At 71.2% G+C, this 16144-nt stretch carries 13 protein-coding genes and 1 tRNA gene; 6 read left to right on the top strand and 8 right to left on the bottom strand.

Annotated elements, in window-relative coordinates:
- The first annotated feature begins 27 nt into the window (after positions 1–27).
- Positions 28–1170, top strand: coding sequence for a bile acid:sodium symporter family protein (locus JNO44_RS41820; RefSeq protein ID WP_205369150.1), 1143 nt, complete (start codon positions 28–30; stop codon positions 1168–1170).
- Here JNO44_RS41820 and JNO44_RS41815 read toward each other — a convergent pair.
- Together JNO44_RS41815 and JNO44_RS41810 are read right to left on the bottom strand one after the other, a co-directional pair.
- Positions 1111–3048, bottom strand: coding sequence for a sialidase family protein (locus JNO44_RS41815; RefSeq protein WP_205369149.1), 1938 nt, complete (start codon positions 3046–3048; stop codon positions 1111–1113). The genes JNO44_RS41820 and JNO44_RS41815 overlap by 60 nt on opposite strands.
- Positions 3049–3268: 220 nt before the next feature.
- Positions 3269–4210: a quinone oxidoreductase family protein gene (locus JNO44_RS41810; protein ID WP_205369148.1), complete on the bottom strand. Its 942-nt coding sequence runs from the start codon at positions 4208–4210 to the stop codon at positions 3269–3271.
- Between the two features lie 151 nt (positions 4211–4361).
- Between JNO44_RS41810 and JNO44_RS41805 the strand changes: the two genes are divergently transcribed.
- The gene (locus JNO44_RS41805; protein WP_102925677.1) at positions 4362–4805 is read left to right on the top strand and encodes a MarR family winged helix-turn-helix transcriptional regulator; all 444 of its coding nucleotides are present in this window, start codon (positions 4362–4364) and stop codon (positions 4803–4805) included.
- 33 nt (positions 4806–4838) lie between these two features.
- Here JNO44_RS41805 and fdhD read toward each other — a convergent pair whose 3' ends face one another.
- Positions 4839–5714 (bottom strand): formate dehydrogenase accessory sulfurtransferase FdhD, encoded by an 876-nt coding sequence (gene fdhD / locus JNO44_RS41800; protein ID WP_205369147.1) that lies wholly within the window; start codon positions 5712–5714, stop codon positions 4839–4841.
- A 176-nt stretch (positions 5715–5890) separates the two neighbouring features.
- On the opposite strand from fdhD, the gene JNO44_RS41795 reads away from it, so the two are divergent.
- The gene (locus tag JNO44_RS41795) at positions 5891–6574 is read left to right on the top strand and encodes a GntR family transcriptional regulator (protein ID WP_205369146.1); all 684 of its coding nucleotides are present in this window, start codon (positions 5891–5893) and stop codon (positions 6572–6574) included.
- Between the two features lie 172 nt (positions 6575–6746).
- Entirely contained in the window at positions 6747–7133 is a 387-nt protein-coding gene (locus JNO44_RS41790; RefSeq protein ID WP_205369145.1) for a chorismate mutase, read from the top strand.
- Positions 7134–7296: 163 nt separating this feature from the next.
- Here JNO44_RS41790 and JNO44_RS41785 read toward each other — a convergent pair whose 3' ends face one another.
- From JNO44_RS41785 to JNO44_RS41765, 5 genes are all read right to left on the bottom strand, one after another.
- Positions 7297–7581: a hypothetical protein gene (locus tag JNO44_RS41785; RefSeq protein ID WP_073444770.1), complete on the bottom strand. Its 285-nt coding sequence runs from the start codon at positions 7579–7581 to the stop codon at positions 7297–7299.
- A gap of 184 nt (positions 7582–7765) precedes the next feature.
- Positions 7766–9169, bottom strand: a complete 1404-nt coding sequence (locus JNO44_RS41780) for an OFA family MFS transporter (RefSeq protein WP_205369144.1) — start codon at positions 9167–9169, stop codon at positions 7766–7768.
- A gap of 80 nt (positions 9170–9249) precedes the next feature.
- Positions 9250–11385 (bottom strand): acetate--CoA ligase family protein, encoded by a 2136-nt coding sequence (locus JNO44_RS41775; protein WP_420882730.1) that lies wholly within the window; start codon positions 11383–11385, stop codon positions 9250–9252.
- 35 nt (positions 11386–11420) lie between these two features.
- Positions 11421–12650, bottom strand: a complete 1230-nt coding sequence (gene frc, locus JNO44_RS41770; protein WP_205369143.1) for a formyl-CoA transferase — start codon at positions 12648–12650, stop codon at positions 11421–11423.
- A 13-nt stretch (positions 12651–12663) separates the two neighbouring features.
- Entirely contained in the window at positions 12664–14307 is a 1644-nt protein-coding gene (locus JNO44_RS41765; protein ID WP_205369142.1) for a thiamine pyrophosphate-binding protein, read from the bottom strand.
- A gap of 770 nt (positions 14308–15077) precedes the next feature.
- On the opposite strand from JNO44_RS41765, the gene JNO44_RS41760 reads away from it, so the two are divergent.
- Both JNO44_RS41760 and JNO44_RS41755 read left to right on the top strand, forming a co-directional pair.
- Positions 15078–15162, top strand: a tRNA-Leu gene (locus JNO44_RS41760).
- A gap of 573 nt (positions 15163–15735) precedes the next feature.
- Positions 15736–15993 (top strand): hypothetical protein, encoded by a 258-nt coding sequence (locus JNO44_RS41755; protein ID WP_205369141.1) that lies wholly within the window; start codon positions 15736–15738, stop codon positions 15991–15993.
- The last annotated feature ends 151 nt before the right edge of the window (positions 15994–16144 follow it).

Here is a 16144-nt window from a genome sequence, read left to right as displayed (position 1 = left end):
GTGAGCCGTCGAACCCGAAGAGAGACCATGCGCCGCCCTGTGTTCCGCCTGCCCGCCTGGCTCCCCGTGGATGGTTACATCCTCGCGTTGCTCGGTACGGTCGGCCTGGCCGCCCTGGTGCCCGCCCGCGGCGCCGCCGCCACCGTCGCGGACGGCGCCTCCACCGGAGCCGTCGCGCTGCTCTTCTTCCTCTACGGGGCCCGGCTCTCCACCCGGGAGGCGATGGATGGACTGCGCCACTGGCGCCTCCACCTGACCACGCTGGCCTGCACGTTCGTGGTCTTCCCGGTGTTCGGTGTGGCCGCCCGGTTCCTGGTGCCCTTCGTGCTCCCGCCCGCCCTGTACACCGGACTGCTCTTCCTGTGCCTGGTGCCCTCGACGGTCCAGTCCTCCATCGCCTTCACCTCCATCGCCCGCGGCAATGTGGCGGCGGCGATCTGCGCCGGCTCGTTCTCCAGCATCGTGGGGATCGTCGTCACCCCGCTGCTGGCGGGGCTGGTGCTGCACGGCGACGGCGGCGGCTTCTCCGCGCACTCCCTGGTCTCGATCGTCTGCCAGCTGCTGCTCCCGTTCGTCGCCGGGCAGGTGCTGCGGCGCTGGTGGAGCAAGGGGGGCCGCGCGCAGCGCGTCGGGCAGGGCGGTGGCGGGCGACGGGAGGGTGCGTTCCTCACCCGGCACAAGAAGGTCCTCGGGTATGTCGACCGCGGCTCGATCCTGCTGGTCGTGTACGCCGCGTTCAGCGCCGGCGTGGTGCAGGGCATCTGGCACCAGGTCTCCCCGCTGCGGCTGCTGTGCCTGCTGGGCGTGGAGGCGGTGCTGCTGGCGGCCATGCTGACGGTCACCTCGTACGGCTCGAAGAAGCTCGGCTTCCCGCGCGGCGACCGGATCGCGATCACCTTCGCCGGCTCGAAGAAGAGCCTGGCGGCCGGGTTGCCGATGGCCAGCGTCCTCTTCGGTGCCCAGGCCGGGTTGGCGGTGCTGCCGCTGATGCTGTTCCACCAGATGCAGTTGATGGTGTGCGCGGTGCTGGCGAAGCGGTACGCGGCGCGGGCCGACGCCGAGCCGCCGCCGGCGGTCGGGCCCGATGGCTCCGGGCCCGACCGGGGCGGTTCAGCGGTCGGCGTCGACCCGGTCCAGCGGGAGTCCGAGCACCAGCGGGCCGGCCGCTGAGGCGTTGCGCTCGCGGACCCGGGAGAGTTCGGCGTCGGTGAGCGCCCGGCGGTAGACGCGCACCTGCGCCAGGGCGCCGGTGAACTGCGCCCGGCCGTCCGGCCGTTGACCCAGGTGGACGCCGAACACCGAGGTGCGGCTGACCGATCCGGGAACGTCCGCGGCCGAGGTCGTCGCGGTGCCGTCGACGGTCAGCAGCAGCCGGCCGCCGGTGCGGCGCAGCGCGAGGTGGTGCCAGTCGCCGTCGTTGTGCGCGCCGGCGGTGGCGACCTGGGCGGTGGCGGGCGCCCGGGCGCCGTCGACGGCCGTGAGGAGCGCGGTGATCCGGTGGTGCGCGGGATCGCCCTCCAGGGCGACCTGCGGGGAGCGGCTGCCCACCCCGCCCATCCACAACAGCGGCTGCTCGCCGGCGGCGGCGCGGTAGCGGAACCACAGGGTGCAGGTGAAGTCCCGGCTGCCCAGCGGGAGCGAGTCGCGGTAGGGGAGGCGGACGGCGTCGTCGGTGCCGTCGAAGGACAGGGCATGGCCGAAGGGGCCGTCGGTGAGCCGGGCACCGCCCAGGACCAGGGCCGGCCGGGCGCCGGGGGCCCGGTCGGGGGTGGTCGGGTCCGGGCCGCGGCGCGGTCCGAGCCACTGCTCGGTGAAGCGGGCGAAGCGGATCTCGTCCCGGGCGTCGGCGGTGCCGCCCTCGTAGAGCAGACCGGTGACGGTGGGGGAGACGGCGACCAGGTCGGAGTAGCCGGACCAGTCGGCGCTGACCCGGGCGCCCCGGTCCACGCCCTCCCAGGTGCGACCCTCGTCGTACGAGGAGCGGATGGTCATGGTGCGGCGGCGGTCCGGGTCGGCCGGCGCGGCCAACAGGGTGCGGCCGTGGCCGCCGTCGCCGGACGAGCGCGGCAGCCGCAGCGCGGACGCCTGCACCATCGGGGTGTAGAGGTCGGGGATCGTGCGGAACGGCGCGGTGAAGGAGTCGCCGCCGTCCCGGCTCACCGCGGCGGTGCGGTTGCCGAGGTCGGTGCCGTCCTGTTCGCGGCCGTTGACGTAGATCGAGCCGTCGGAGCGCTCCAGGAGGGTCATCTCGGACGGCTTCTGCCGAAAGGTTCCGTCCGGGGCGATCGGCCAGGTGTCCAGTGCGCCCACCCGCCAGGTGGTGCCGCCGTCGTCGCTGTGGACGAGCGCGGCGTGGTTGGCGGTGATCCGGGCGCCTGTGTGGCTCTCGGCGTTGACGCCGAAGACCAGCCGCCCGGCGTGCCGTCCGTGGGCGAGCTGGATGCCGTGCACCGGGCCGGTGGCGTACCAGGAGTTCCACCGGCGGGGGCGGATGCTGCGGGTCAGGTCGCGGGGTGCGGACCAGGTGGCGCCGTCGTCGTCGCTGTACTGGAGATGCGGGGTGCGGTCGCAGGGGACGTCGCAACTGAGGCCGTCGGTACGGCCCTTGTTGTAGGTCTCGGCGAGGATGATGCGGCCGGTGCGGCGGTCCACCAGGGGCGCCGGGTTCCCGTGGGTGTCCCCGTCGCCGTGGTTGACGACCTGGAGGGGGCCCCAGGTCCGGCCGCCGTCGGTGGAGCGCTTGAGGACGAGGTCGATGTCGCCGGCGTCCCCGCAGTCGTGCACCCGGCCCTCGGCGAAGGCGAGGAGGGTGCCGCGGACGGTCCGCACGATGGCGGGTATACGGAAGCAGAAGTAGCCCTTCTCGTGCGCCGCCTTGAACAGCACCTGCTGGTCGAAGCCGCCTGAAGGGGCGTCAGCGGCGGCCCGGGCCGGGGCCGCGGCCAGGGCGGCGAGGGCGGTGGCGGCCAGCGCGACGGCGGCGGCCAGGGCACGGCGGTGCCGCGGTCTGCGGCGGAGGCGGGGGTGCGCGCGGAGATCTGACGTCATGGTCCGGCCTGCCCTTCGAGGCATCGGGTCGGGTCATCAGGACATCCAACGTCCTATGTGCAGATGTGACGGAAGCTACTGCCGTGCGGGAGGTGCGACAAGGAGCCTGCGTCGGTTCTCCGCGCCCGACCCGGAATTCACTCTCCCGGGCCGGGCGCACTGCGCCGTGTGCGCCGCCTGGGGCCGGTGGGACGACCGCGTTCCACCGGGCCGCGGCGTCTCACGGCCGCAGCACCACCTTCCCGAGGTTGGCCCGCGCCTCGATGATCTCGTGGGCCTTCGCGGCGTCCGCCAGCGGCAGTTCGGCGTGGATCGCGGGCCGCAGCCGGCCGTCGCCCGCCAGCTCCCACAACTGCGCGCGGTGCCGTGCGTACAGCTCCGGGTGGACGGCGACGAAGCGCCGCATGGTCAGCCCGGTGATGGTCTTCGCGCCGGCCAACAGCTCGTAGGCCGGGACCGTGCCGCCGCCGGAGTTGAAGAAGATCAGCCGCCCGCCGGGCGCGACGGCGGCCAGGGCGCGCGGCAGCAGCTCCCCGCCGACCCCGTCCAGCACGATGTCGACCGGCTCGCCCCAGGACTCCTGGTCGTACGTCACGACCTCGTCGGCGCCCAGCCCGTACAGGAACTCCGCCTTGGCCGGGGAGCCGACCGCGGCCACCACCCGCGGGACGCCCCGGAGCTTGGCCAGTTGGACGGCGAGGTGGCCGGTGCCGCCGGCCGCGCCGGTGATCAGCACGGACTCGCCGGCGGCCGGCGCCGCGGTGCTCAGCGCGGCCAGCGCGACGTGCCCGCCGCGCACCAGCGCCACCGCCTCGACCGCGCTCGCGCCGTCGGGGATGCGGCTGGCCAGGGCGGCCGGGGCGAGGGCGAGTTCGCCGTAGGAGCCGGAGAGGGTGATCGAGGTGACCCGGTCGCCGATCGCGAAGTCGGTGACGCCCGGGCCCAGGGCGATCACCTCGCCCGCGATCTCGCCGCCGACGACGCCGGGCAGAGGATCGCCGCCGCCCTTGCCGTCCCCGCGGACCCGGCGCACCGCCGGCAGGCTGACGCCGATCGCCTCGGTGCGGACGAGGAGTTCGCCGGGTCCCGGCGTCGGGTCCGCGGTCTCCTCCAGTCGCAGGACCTCGGGGCCGCCGTAGGTGTGGAATCGCACCTGGCGCATGGGCCGTCACCTCCGTGGGAACGCGCCGCGAGCACCGCGGCCGGTTTCATTGGGTATCCCAACGATAACCACGAAATCATTGGGAAGTCCAACGGTATTTCCCTGGTGCTTACGTTGGTGGGACCCACGGTTCCCTGGGTACGGTGGCCTCATGGCCGACACCCCCTACGCCCCCAGCCGTATCCGCGCCCTCCCCAGTTGGCTGTTGGGTCGCGCCGCCGCCCGCGGGCACCGGCTGGTCGCCGAGGCGCTGGCCGCCGAGGGCATGCGGATGATGCACCATGCCGTGCTCTGCGCCGTCGCCGAACTCGGCCCGGTCTCCCAGGCGGAGCTCGGCCGGACCGTCGGCATCGACCCCAAGGACATGGTCGCGATCGTCAACGACCTGCAGAAGGACGGGCTGGTCACCCGCACCCCCGACGCCAAGGACCGGCGGAAGAACGCCATCGAGATCTCGGCCGAGGGAAAGCGGCGGCTGCGCCGCACCGAGCGGCTCGGCGACGCGGCCAACGCCGAACTGACCGCCGCGCTCAGCGACGAGGAACGCGCCCAACTGGTCGCACTGCTGACCCGGATCGTGACACCGGGGGAGTGAGGTAGGGGGAGCGGGGCGGGGAGGCCGGCGGCGTCAGCCCGCGGCGGCCGCCGCGTCCAGCCCCAGCCGGTGCGCGCCCGCGTAGACGTTCATCGACCGCCCGCGCAGGAAGCCGACCAGCGTCAGCCCCGTCTCGGCCGCGAGGTCGACGGCAAGCGAGGACGGCGCGGAGACCGCGGCCAGCACGGGTATGCCGGCCATCACCGCCTTCTGCGCCAGCTCGAACGAGGCCCGTCCGGAGACCATCAGCACACCGGACGACAGCGGCAGTCGCCCGTCCTGCAGAGCCCGCCCGACGATCTTGTCCACCGCGTTGTGCCGCCCCACGTCCTCGCGGACGTCGAGCAGTTCGCCGTCCGCGGTGAACAGCCCCGCCGCGTGCAGACCACCGGTCCGGTCGAAGACCCGCTGGGCGGCCCGCAGGCGGTCGGGAAGGGCGGCCAGGGTCTCCGGGGTGAGCCGGACCGCGGGATCCGGGGCGTCGTCCAGCCGCCAGCGGGCGGTGGTCCGCACCGCGTCCAGGCTCGCCTTGCCGCACAGCCCGCACGAGGACGTGGTGTAGACGTTGCGCTCCAGCGTGAGGTCCGGGACGACGACCCCGTCCGCCAGCCGGACGTCCACGACGTTGTAGCTGTTGCCGCCGCCCCCGGGCTCGGCTTCTCCGCCGCGCGTGGCCCCCGCGCAGTACACGATGTTCGCCAGCTCGTCCGCGCTCCCCAGGACGCCCTCGCTGACCAGGAACCCCGCCGCCAGCGCGAAGTCGTCACCGGGGGTGCGCATGGTGATCGCCAGCGGCTTGCCGTTCAGCCGGATCTCCAGCGGCTCCTCGGCGACCAGGGTGTCCGGCCGGCTGCTCACCGCGCCGTCGCGGATCCGGATGACGCGGCGTCGCTCGGTGACCCGTCCCATGTCTGATCAGCCCCGGTTCTGTCTGTGGTGATGGCCCGTCCATTGTCCGGTACGGGCGTTCGTCCGGCGCCGCCGGTGCGGACCGTGGCCGGCCGGCGGATCGCCGCGGCGGCCTGTGGGGGAGCGGGGACGCTCGGTAGACTGTAGACGATAGCCAATGACGGAGGGGGACCTCGATGCTGTCCAGAGGCTTGCCGCAGGGCACCGTGCCCAAGCTCGAACGCCCCGGCCCGTTGCGCGAGCGCGTCTACGAGGCACTGCTCGAACTGATCACCACCCGCGCGCTCCGCCCCGGCCAGCACCTGGTCGAGAGCGAGTTGGCGGGCCACCTGGGGGTCTCCCGCCAGCCGGTCCGCGAAGCACTCCAGCGGCTCGACACCGACGGCTGGGTCGATCTGCGCCCCGCCCAGGGCGCCTTCGTCCACGAGCCCACCGAGGAGGAGGCCGACCAGCTGCTGACGGTGCGCACGCTGCTGGAGGCCGAGGCCGCCCGGCTCGCCGCGGTCCACGCCGACCCGGCCGGCATCGCCGAGCTGGAGCGGCTCTGCGACCAGGGCGAGCGCGCCGTCCAGGAGGACGACGTGGAGACCGCGGTGGCGCTCAACGCCGCGTTTCACGCCAAGGTCACCGAGCTGGCCGGGAACGCCGTCCTCGCCGAGTTGGCCGCGCAGGTCGGACGGCGGGTGCGCTGGTACTACACCCCGGTCGCACGCAAGCGCGGCAAGCGGTCCTGGACCGAACACCGCGAGCTGATCGCGGCGATCGCCGACGGCGACGAGGCCCGCGCCACCTCCGTCATGCGCGCGCACACCGAGCACACCCGGCGGACGTACCACGAACGCGACGGCGAGGACGCCTGACGCGGCGGCGCCCTCGCGGGTGGCCGATCCTGGCCCCCGCCGGCCCACCTCCCGTCCGATCCGCGAGACCAGCGGAGATGACCGGCCCACCGCCGGGTAGGGTGCAGGCGATCATGCACCACCTGATCACGGACGAACCACCCAGAACCCGACCAGAAACGGCGAGACGCACATGAGCGAAGGGACAGCACCGGCGGCCGGCGAGGCGGCCTCCGTCGCCGACGAGGCGGCCAGGGAGCGGCTGCTCTATCTGCGCGGCAGCATCGACAACCTCGATGCCGCACTGGTGCACCTGCTCGCCGAGCGGTTCAAGTGCACCCAGCAGGTCGGCGAACTCAAGGCCCGGCACAGCCTGCCGCCCGCCGACCCGGCCCGTGAGGCCGCCCAGATCGCCCGTCTGCGCCGCCTGGCCGAAGACGCCCGCCTGGACCCGGCGTTCGCCGAGAAGTTCCTCAACTTCATCATCGGAGAAGTCGTCCAGCACCACCGCGCCATCGCCGACCGGGCCGTGACCAGTGGCGAGGCGAGGGCCGAGCAGTCCCGCACGACCGCCGGCTGATCATCGGGGAGACAACCGGGAGAGAACCGGGAGAGAACCGGGAGATTCGCTTCCCAGGGAGCCCCCGACACCGGAGGACGCCCCGTCCCTGCCGTGGCAGGAACGGGGCGTCCGGCATTCCGTCATCGCTCCGTCCGACAAGCGCCGGCCGGCGGTGCGGCCGTCAGTGGCGCGGGCGCGCGGCCTTGCCGATGGTGGTCTTGCCGACCGGGAACTTGCCGGCGTCCTGCGTCGTCTTCAGCTTGTCCGCGGTCTTGGCGACGGCGTTGACGACGGCGTCGATGTTGACGGGGGGCTTCTTGACGACGTTCTTGGCCACCGGGCTGCTGTCGAGCAGGTTCTTGGCATCCGTCGCGACCCCCCGGTGGCCGTCGGCGAACGCGGGGGCGGCGACGCCCAGGGCCATTACCGCGCCGGCAACAACCGCAGCGGCCTTGGAGTACGTCATGGTGGACAGTCCCTTTCTGCTTCAGAGATCAAGCGGCGTCTACCGCCGGCCAAACGGCCGTGGCGCGCGCGCTCTGCCGCTCGCGGCACGTCTTCCGTCGGCACACACCCAAACGGCCCCGCCGCTCCCAGGACACGGCGCCGATCCCCGCTGAAGGGGAATGCACCCGAACGTGTCGTCCCGCTCAGGTCATTTCCCTACTGATCGGCCGGGGGTTGGGCGGCACGTCGCGCAACCGGGTCCGACCCGGCTGGTGCAGCAGCAGGGTGAACGCCGCAGCCACCAGGGAGAGGCCGCCGGCCAGCAGATATGCGCCGTTGTAGCCCCAGGCGCTGACCACCATCGAACCCAGTCCGCCGCCGAACAGACCGCTGATCAGCTTGCCGCTGTAGACCAGTCCGTAGTTGGAGGCGTTGTAGTTCTCGCCGAAGTAGTCGGGGGTGAGCGCCGCGAAGAGCGGATAGAAGGCGCCACCGCCGAATCCGGACAGAAAGGCGAAGAACAGGAACAGCCACTGGCTGTGGATGTCCCCGGCCCACAACACCCCGAACTGGGCCAGCCCCAGGACGACGATCACGAACACCAGGGTCGTCTTCCGGCCCCACAGGTCCGACAGCCAGCCCACCACGGCCCGGCCGACGCCGTTGACGACGGACATCACCCCCATCGACGAGGCCGCGACCAGCGGGCCGAACCCCACGTCCTTGGCGAAGTCCACCTGGAACGAGATCCCGAAGATCGAGACGCCGGCGGTCAGCACCACGCTCACCCACATCAACGGGAGCATCCCGCTGCGCACCGCCTCCTTGGGCGTGAACTGCCGCACCGCCGGCGGATTCTTCGCCAGGAATGCCGCGCCCTGCCCCGACCCGCCGGCCTTCAGCGGATCCGCCTCGACGGGCCACCAATTCTTCGGCGGATCCTTGAAGAACCAGGCACAGCCCGCCACCACGACCAGTACGTAGATCCCGATGCCGTCCAGTACGTCCTGGAAATCCCCGATGTCGAAGGCGTAGTTGAAGACGAAGATGAACGGGAGTGCGCCATAGGCGAATCCACCGTTGACGAATCCGGTCTTCGCGCCGCGCCGCTCCGGAAACCATTTGCCCACCATGTTGATGCAGGTGGCGTAGACGAGCCCGGAGCCGATACCGCCGACCACCCCGAAACCGCAGATCGCCGCCAGCACATCGTCCAAGTGGGCCAGTGACGCGAAACCCACCAGGCTCAGCACCGCCCCGAGGAACATGGCCCGGCGCGCGGTGAGGATGCCGCGTTCCCGTAACCAGCCCGCCGGAAAGGCGATTCCGGCCTGGCAGAAGACCCAGACGCTCAGAATCCAGAAGGTGTCGCTCTGCGTCCACCCATGTGCGTGCGACAGCGTTCCCTCGGCCGAACCGTAGGCGTATTCGGAGACGCCGATGGCCATCATCGCGAGCCACGGCAGATACACCATCAGTTTCCGCGAGTGGCCGCCGAGAAGTTCCCGGTCGGATTCGCCGACCCGGTAGACCCGGCCCTTGCCGTCGACGATTTCCTGATAGATCGTTGCGGTTGTTTCCGTGCCGTCCCGTTCGCTGCGGTCCATACCCTTCACCTCGGAATCGAAAATCCGGTCAGCGCGCCCTCTGTCCGATCTCTCCGTGCTCCTTGAGAAGGCGACACGACCTAGGTCCGCAGCAGCCCCGCGGCCCGCGCCCAGCGGTACTTCGCGCCGAGCACCGCCACCGGCTTCTCGGTCGTATAGGGATAGGCGACCACCCCGCGCGCGAAGAGCCGGGCCGCCGCCTCCTCGACCTCAGTGTCGCCGGCCAACGACGCCACCACCGGCTTTTCGATCCCGCGCGCCCGGAACTCCGCCACCACCCGCCCGGTCAGCTCGGCGAAGACCGCCGGCGGGGTGACGATGGTGTGCCAGTAGCCCAGCACCAGGGCATGGATCCGGGGATCCGACAGGCCCAGCCGGAGCGCCGCCTCGTAGGTGGCCGGCGGCTCCCCGCCGGTGATGTCGATCGGGTTGCCGGCCGACCCGAACGGTGGGATCAGCCGGCGGAACGCCGCGTCGAGGTCGGGTGGGACGTCCATCAGCCGCAGCCCGTTGTCGACCAGCGCGTCCGACAGCAGCACCCCGGAGCCGCCGGCGCCGGTGATCACCACCACGTTGTCACCCCGCGGGACGGGCAGCACGGGCAGCGCCCGGGCGTACTCCAGCAGGTCGTTCAGGCCCGGCGCCCGGATCACCCCGGCCTGCCGCAGGATGTCGTCGTAGACCGCGTCGTCGCCGGCCAGTGCGCCGGTGTGCGACCCCGCGGCCCGCGCCCCGGCACCGGTCCGGCCCGCCTTGAGCACCACCACCGGCTTCTTCGGCACCGTCTCCCGGGCCGCCGCGACGAACGTCCGGCCGTCCTTGAGGTCCTCAAGGTGCATGGCGATGCAGTCGGTGTGCGGGTCCTCGGCGAAGTAGGTCAGGAGGTCGTCCTCGTCCACGTCCGCCTTGTTGCCGAGCCCGACGATCGCCGAGACGCCGGTCCGGGTGGTCCGGGCGAAGCCCAGGATCGCCATCCCGATGCCGCCGGACTGCGAGGTCAGCGCCACCCCGCCCTTGACGTCGTACGGGGTGCAGAACGTCGCGCACAGGTCCTGCCAGGTGGAGTAGTAGCCGTAGATGTTGGGTCCGAGCAGCCGGATGCCCCACTCGGCCCCGATCGCCACGATCCGCTGCTGCAGGGCGTGTTCACCGGTCTCGGCGAAACCGGACGGGATCAGCACCGCGTTCGGGACGCCCTTGCGACCGGCCTCCTCCAGCGCCGCGGGCACCAGCGGCGCGGGGATGGCGAACACCGCCACGTCCACCTCGCCCGGCACGTCCCGCACCGAGCGGTACGCCTTGCGGCCCAGGATGCCGTCGGCGGTGGGATGCACCGGATGGATCTCGCCGGGGAACCCACCGTCGAGCAGGTTGCGCATCACCGAGTGGCCGATCTTCCCCGGCGTGCCGGAGGCCCCGATGACCGCCACTGACCGGGGGCGCATCAGCCGCCGCATCGCCGCCAGGATCTCCTCCCGGGTGTGCCGCGGACGCTCCGGCGGCGCGCCCTCGCTCAGCAGGATCCGCACGTCGACGGCCGTCGCCCCGCCCGCCGAGGCGATCACCGGATTGAGATCCACCTCGGCGATCTGCGGGAAGTCCGCGGCCAGTCGGGAGGTGCGGACGATCAGATCGACGAGCGCCGCGCGGTCCACCGCGGGCGCACCGCGCACCCCGCGCAGCACCTCCGCCGCCCGGATGCCGTCCAGCATCGACGCGGCGTCCTCGGCCGAGGACGGCGCGAGCCGGAAGGTGACGTCCTTGAGCACCTCGACCAGGACCCCGCCCAACCCGAACGCCACGACCTTCCCGAACGTCGGATCGGTGACCGCCCCGACGATCACCTCCTGCCCCTCCGGCACCATCTGCTGCACCTGCACACCGTCGATCCGGGCCCGCGGCGCATACGCCCGCGCGTTCGCGACGATGGTGGTGAACGCGGCGCGCACCTCGGCCGCCGAACCGAGACCGGTCCGCACCCCGCCCGCGTCGGTCTTGTGCGGGATGTCCGGCGAGACGATCTTGAGCGCCACCGGGAACCCGATCCGGTCCGCGAGCGCCACCGCGCCCTCGGCGTCCTCCGCCAGTCCCTCCGCGGGCACCGGAATCCCGTACGCCTCGGCGATCAGCCTGCCCTCGGGCGCGGTGAGCACACGCCGCCCGGCAGCCCGAGCCTTGCCCAAAACCCCTTCCACGACCCCCCTCTGACGCCTCATCCCATCCATCCCATCCACCGGATCCATCAGCTCCATCAGATGACCCCCTCCGTCTTCAGCAGTCGGAGCTCCGCGCCGTCCAGCCCCAGTTCGTCGCCGTACACCTCGGCGTTGTGCTCGCCCAGCAGTGGCGAGCGATGGACCTCGACGGGGGAGTCGGAGAGCTTCAGCGGCGAGCCGACCGTGGTGAAGGTGCCGCGCTGCGGATGCTCGACCTCGACCACCATGCCGTCGGCGGCCAGCGAGGCATCCTCGATGATCTCCTTGGTCGACAGGATCGGCCCGCAGGGGATGTCGTGGGCGGTCAGCCTCTCCAGCACCTCCCACTTGGGGAGCGTGCTGCTCCACTCCTCGATCAGCTGGAACATCTTCGACAGCTTGGGCAGCCGGCTCTCCGGCGTCGCCCAGTCCGGATCCTCGGCCAGCTCCGGCCGGCCGATCAGCTCGGTGAGCGGCCGCCAGCCGACCGGCTGCACGATCACATAGACGTAGTCGTTGGGACCGCCGGGCGCGCACTTCACCGCCCAGCCGGGCTGCCCGCCGCCGCTGGCGTTGCCGCTGCGCGGCACCTCGTCGCCGAAGCCCTCGTTCGGATACTCCGCCAACGGCCCGTGTGCCAGCCGCTGTTGGTCCCGCAGCTTCACCCGGCACAGGTTGAGCACCGCATGCTGCATGGCGACGTTGACCCGCTGGCCGCGGCCGGTACGGGTACGTTGGAAGAGCGCGGCGAGGATGCCGGCGACGCAGTGCACCCCGGTGCCCGAGTCGCCGATCTGCGCGCCGGTCGCCAGCGGCGGCCCGTCCTCGAACCCGGTGGTCGCCATCGCCCCGCCCATGGCCTGCGCCACCACTTCGTACGCCTTGAAGCCGGTGTACGGGCCCTCACCGAAGCCCTTGATGCTGGCGTAGACGATCCGCGGGTTGATCTCCTGGATGCGCTCCCAGGTGAACCCCATCCGGTCGACCGCACCGGGCCCGAAGTTCTCCACCAGGACGTCGCTGCGGCCGATCAGCTCGGTCAGCAGCTCCTTTCCCCGCGGTGTCTTGGTGTTCAGGGTGATGCTCCGCTTGTTGCAGTTGAGCATCGTGAAGTAGAGCGAGTCGGCATCCGGTACGTCCCGCAACTGACGGCGTGTGATGTCGCCGCCGACCGACTCCAGCTTGATCACGTCCGCCCCGAGCCAGGCGAGCAACTGCGTTGCAGAAGGCCCGGACTGAACATGCGTCATATCGAGGACGCGAATGCCGTCGAGTGCCTTGGACACGGCTGACTCCCTCCTACTTGTACATGGTCTGGTTCATCGTTCCGGGGGCGTAGGCGTCCGGATCGATCCACACGTTGATCAGCGAGGGCTTCCCCGACTCCCGCGCCCGCCGCAGCGCCGGCCCGATGTCCGCCGGGTCCCGGACCTCCTCGCCGTACCCCCCGAGCAACTGCGCGAACTTGTCGTAGGGCACATCGCCGAGGGTGTTCCCGACCCGCTCCCGCTCGGCGCCGTACTTGGCCCGCTGCCCGTAACGGATCTGGTTCATCGAGGAGTTGTTGCCGACGACGCCGACGAACGGCAGGTCGTAGCGGACCAGCGTCTCGAAGTCCCACCCGGTCAGGCTGAACGCGCCGTCACCGAAGAGCGCGACCACTTCCTTCTCCGGCCTGGCCTGCTTGGCCGCGAGCACGAAGGGGATCCCGACGCCGAGCGTGCCGAGCGGACCGGGATCCATCCAGTGCCCGGGCGCCTTGGGCTGGACGACCTGACCGGAGAAGGTGACCACGTCCCCGCCGTCCCCGATGTAGATCGAATCCTCGGTCAGGAACTCGTTGATCTCGCTCACCAGCCGGTACGGATGGATCGGACAGGCATCCGACCGCAACTGCGGCAACCGCTTCTCGACCGCCGCCTGCTCGGCCGCCCGCAGTTCGTCCAGCCACTCCTTGCGCTTGGCGGCACCCCCGTTGATCCGCCCGGACGCGGCCTCGGCGACTCCCTTCAGCACCAGGCCCGCGTCACCCACGATCCCCAGGTCGACGTCCCGGTTCTTCCCCACCGTCCGGTAGTCCAGGTCGATCTGGACCACCGTCGCGTCCGGCGACAGCCGCTCGCCGTACCCCATCCGGAAGTCGAACGGCGTCCCCACGATCACGATCACATCGGCGTTGGCGAACGCGTACCGCCGCGACAGCTGGAAGTGGTGCGGATCGCCGGGCGGCAGCGTCCCGCGCCCGGCCCCGTTCATATACGCCGGGACGTTCAGGGCCCGGACGAGTTCCACCGCGGCCTCGTTCCCGCGCGTCGTCCACACCTGGCTCCCCAGCAGGATCGCCGGCTTCTCCGCGCGGACCAGCAGATCGGCCAGCCGCTGGACGTCGTCGGGGTCGCCGGCCGAGCGGGTCGAGGCGCGGTAGTGCCCGGCCCGCGGGACCCGGGCCGCGTCGGCCGGCACCTCGGCGTCCAGCACATCGCGCGGGATCTCCAGGAACGACGGGCCGGGCGCACCGTGGAAGCACTCCCGGAACGCCATCGAGACCATGTCCGCGGCCCGCGCGGTGTCCGGCACGGTGGCCGCGAACTTGGTGATCGGCGTCATCATCTCGACGTGCGGCAGGTCCTGGAGCGACCCCATCTTGTGCTGGGTGCGCGCCCCTTGGCCACCGATCAACAGCATCGGCGACTCGGCCCGGAAGGCGTTGGCGACGCCGGTCACCGCGTCCGTCGTACCGGGCCCTGCGGTGACCACCGCACACCCGGGCCGCCCGGTGATCCGCGCATACCCGTCCGCGGCATGCGCGGCGACCTGCTCGTGCCGCACGTCGACCACGTCGATCCCCTCGTCGACGCACCCGTCGTAGATGTCGATGATGTGCCCCCCGCACAGGGTGTAGATCACCTCCACCCCCTCCGCCTTGAGCGCCTTGGCAACCAAGTGCCCACCGGAAACGAGACCGGGGCCGCCACTCCCGGCCCCCCGGGCACCCCCGCCCTCCCGCCCACCCCGAGCGAGACCCGCGTCCTGACCGTCTTCCGCCATGTACATCGCTTCCCTTCGACTCAACTCTCGGTCGCACCGATCACCTGCACGCGCACTCCGTGCAACTACTGCAACTCATGCGGCGCGTGTGACGCGTGAACTGCTGTGGCTCGCGCGGCACGTGAACTGATGTGACTGGTGTGGCTCGCGAGGCTGATACGACTCGTGCGGTTTGTTCTGCTCCTCCGGCTCCTCCTGTTCCTCCTGCTTCTCCCTCTCGATCTGCATCTGCTCTCCATCTCCATCTCCATCTGCGTCTGCGTCGATCGCCGCTCATGCATACAGAACTCAGAAGACTGTATACAGTCGCCAGTCGACAAAAGCTGCATGAACCCGTTATCCCGCATCCCCTGACCGTTGTCCAGGGGAGGCGCGGGGAAGTGTGAGGAACGGCAACGATCACGCCACCCGTCCGCCGGCCGGCCAGCGTCCGTCCTGGGTCGTCCCTCGCGTCTGCCTCTGCCCCCTGTGTTCGCCGTCTCCGGGTGCGGGTCCGCAACGGGTGCACTCTCCGGGCGCATGCGGCCCAATCGCCTCGCCCGCCCGTCCCTCATCGCCCATAAGCGCGCCTTATGTCCGGCGCGGATATGCAGGTGAAGGGCACTCCGAAACCTTGGTATTGTTGTCCATGTCGCCGCGGGGAACGCCCCGCGAAGACCACCTAAGTCCGGGTGGCGGAATGGCAGACGCGCTAGCTTGAGGTGCTAGTGCCCTTTATCGGGCGTGGGGGTTCAAGTCCCCCCTCGGACACACACGCAAAGAGCCTGGTCAGCGCGCTGACCAGGCTCTTTGTGTATGGAGGGCGGATGGGTGGTCGAAATGGGTGTGCGGGTTCTTGGTGGAGCAGTGCGCTGACCTGGGGTTTCTCCCGAGCCCAGGCGTGGGGGTTCGGGCCGGGTTCATGTGGAGATCGTGTGTGTTCGGGGCATGTGGCCTAGTGGTCTCAGGGCTGTGACCTGCTCCGTTGTCAGCACGTGGCGTGGGGGTTCACATCGGCCTGGGGAACACGACTCGGATCCGCCCTCCTCCTACCGGGTGTGGTTGGTACCGCGCACGGACTCCGTCATGGAGATGTCTGCGCATTGAGCGGTGACGCGTCCGGGGTTCAAGCTCCAAGACAGGATGCGACGCAACGAAACGGGAGGCATGGCGCCGCGCGCCACATGGGGATCGGCAGCGGCCGAGCTCGACCGGCCGTCACTAGGCTCACAGCCTTCATCAGTGGTCGGACGCTGACCTTTGAATCTGTCCCGGGCAGCATGGGCTGTGCCGTGGGTGCCGCCTGCGGGGGGCGACATCTGGCCCCTGTGCACGGTGCAGTTGATGACCCTCTACGCCCATCAGGCCCTGGAGTTGGAGCGGGTGGTGCTGCAGATCAAGCCAGGCAACGCCCCCCTCAGCATCGCCGCCGCCGAGGCTGTGGGCGTCCAGCCGGAGGACGATCCACCTGAGACAGTGGAGGGAAAGGGCGTCTGCTACGTCCTGCTGACGTGGAGCACCGGGCGCCGACCGGCCCGTAGAGCAGGGGCTCTGTCGTCCGGCACTCGACGAGAAAACATACGGCCCGAAGCTGACCGGTGAGCGTCCCGTGCGTGATGACGAGTCCGTCCTGTGGGGAGTTGGCGTGTTCGGCACTTCATCGGCCCGTGTCCGCCATCGGGGAAAACCAGGGTCCGCCCACGTGGGACCGCGTCGGCGGAGCCGAGCCGATGTCGAGAGCCGGTCTGCAGGC

Source organism: Streptomyces noursei (genome assembly GCF_016917755.1).
GTDB classification, from domain to species: domain Bacteria; phylum Actinomycetota; class Actinomycetes; order Streptomycetales; family Streptomycetaceae; genus Streptomyces; species Streptomyces yunnanensis.
The sequence above is the reverse complement of the archived record's forward strand: the minus strand, read 5'-3'. Positions and strand labels throughout refer to the sequence as shown.

Excerpts from the sequence above, each read along its gene's own strand:
- JNO44_RS41810 (WP_205369148.1), bottom strand. The coding sequence starts at position 4,210 with ATGCGCCAGGTGCGATTCCACACCTACGGCGGCCCCGAGGTCCTGCGA.
- JNO44_RS41775 (WP_420882730.1), bottom strand. The coding sequence starts at position 11,385 with ATGAGGCGTCAGAGGGGGGTCGTGGAAGGGGTTTTGGGCAAGGCTCGG.
- JNO44_RS41755 (WP_205369141.1), top strand. The coding sequence starts at position 15,736 with ATGACCCTCTACGCCCATCAGGCCCTGGAGTTGGAGCGGGTGGTGCTG.
- JNO44_RS41790 (WP_205369145.1), top strand. The coding sequence starts at position 6,747 with ATGAGCGAAGGGACAGCACCGGCGGCCGGCGAGGCGGCCTCCGTCGCC.
- JNO44_RS41820 (WP_205369150.1), top strand. The coding sequence starts at position 28 with ATGCGCCGCCCTGTGTTCCGCCTGCCCGCCTGGCTCCCCGTGGATGGT.
- JNO44_RS41785 (WP_073444770.1), bottom strand. The coding sequence starts at position 7,581 with ATGACGTACTCCAAGGCCGCTGCGGTTGTTGCCGGCGCGGTAATGGCC.
- fdhD (WP_205369147.1), bottom strand. The coding sequence starts at position 5,714 with ATGGGACGGGTCACCGAGCGACGCCGCGTCATCCGGATCCGCGACGGC.
- JNO44_RS41815 (WP_205369149.1), bottom strand. The coding sequence starts at position 3,048 with ATGACGTCAGATCTCCGCGCGCACCCCCGCCTCCGCCGCAGACCGCGG.
- JNO44_RS41795 (WP_205369146.1), top strand. The coding sequence starts at position 5,891 with ATGCTGTCCAGAGGCTTGCCGCAGGGCACCGTGCCCAAGCTCGAACGC.
- JNO44_RS41780 (WP_205369144.1), bottom strand. The coding sequence starts at position 9,169 with ATGGACCGCAGCGAACGGGACGGCACGGAAACAACCGCAACGATCTAT.
- JNO44_RS41805 (WP_102925677.1), top strand. The coding sequence starts at position 4,362 with ATGGCCGACACCCCCTACGCCCCCAGCCGTATCCGCGCCCTCCCCAGT.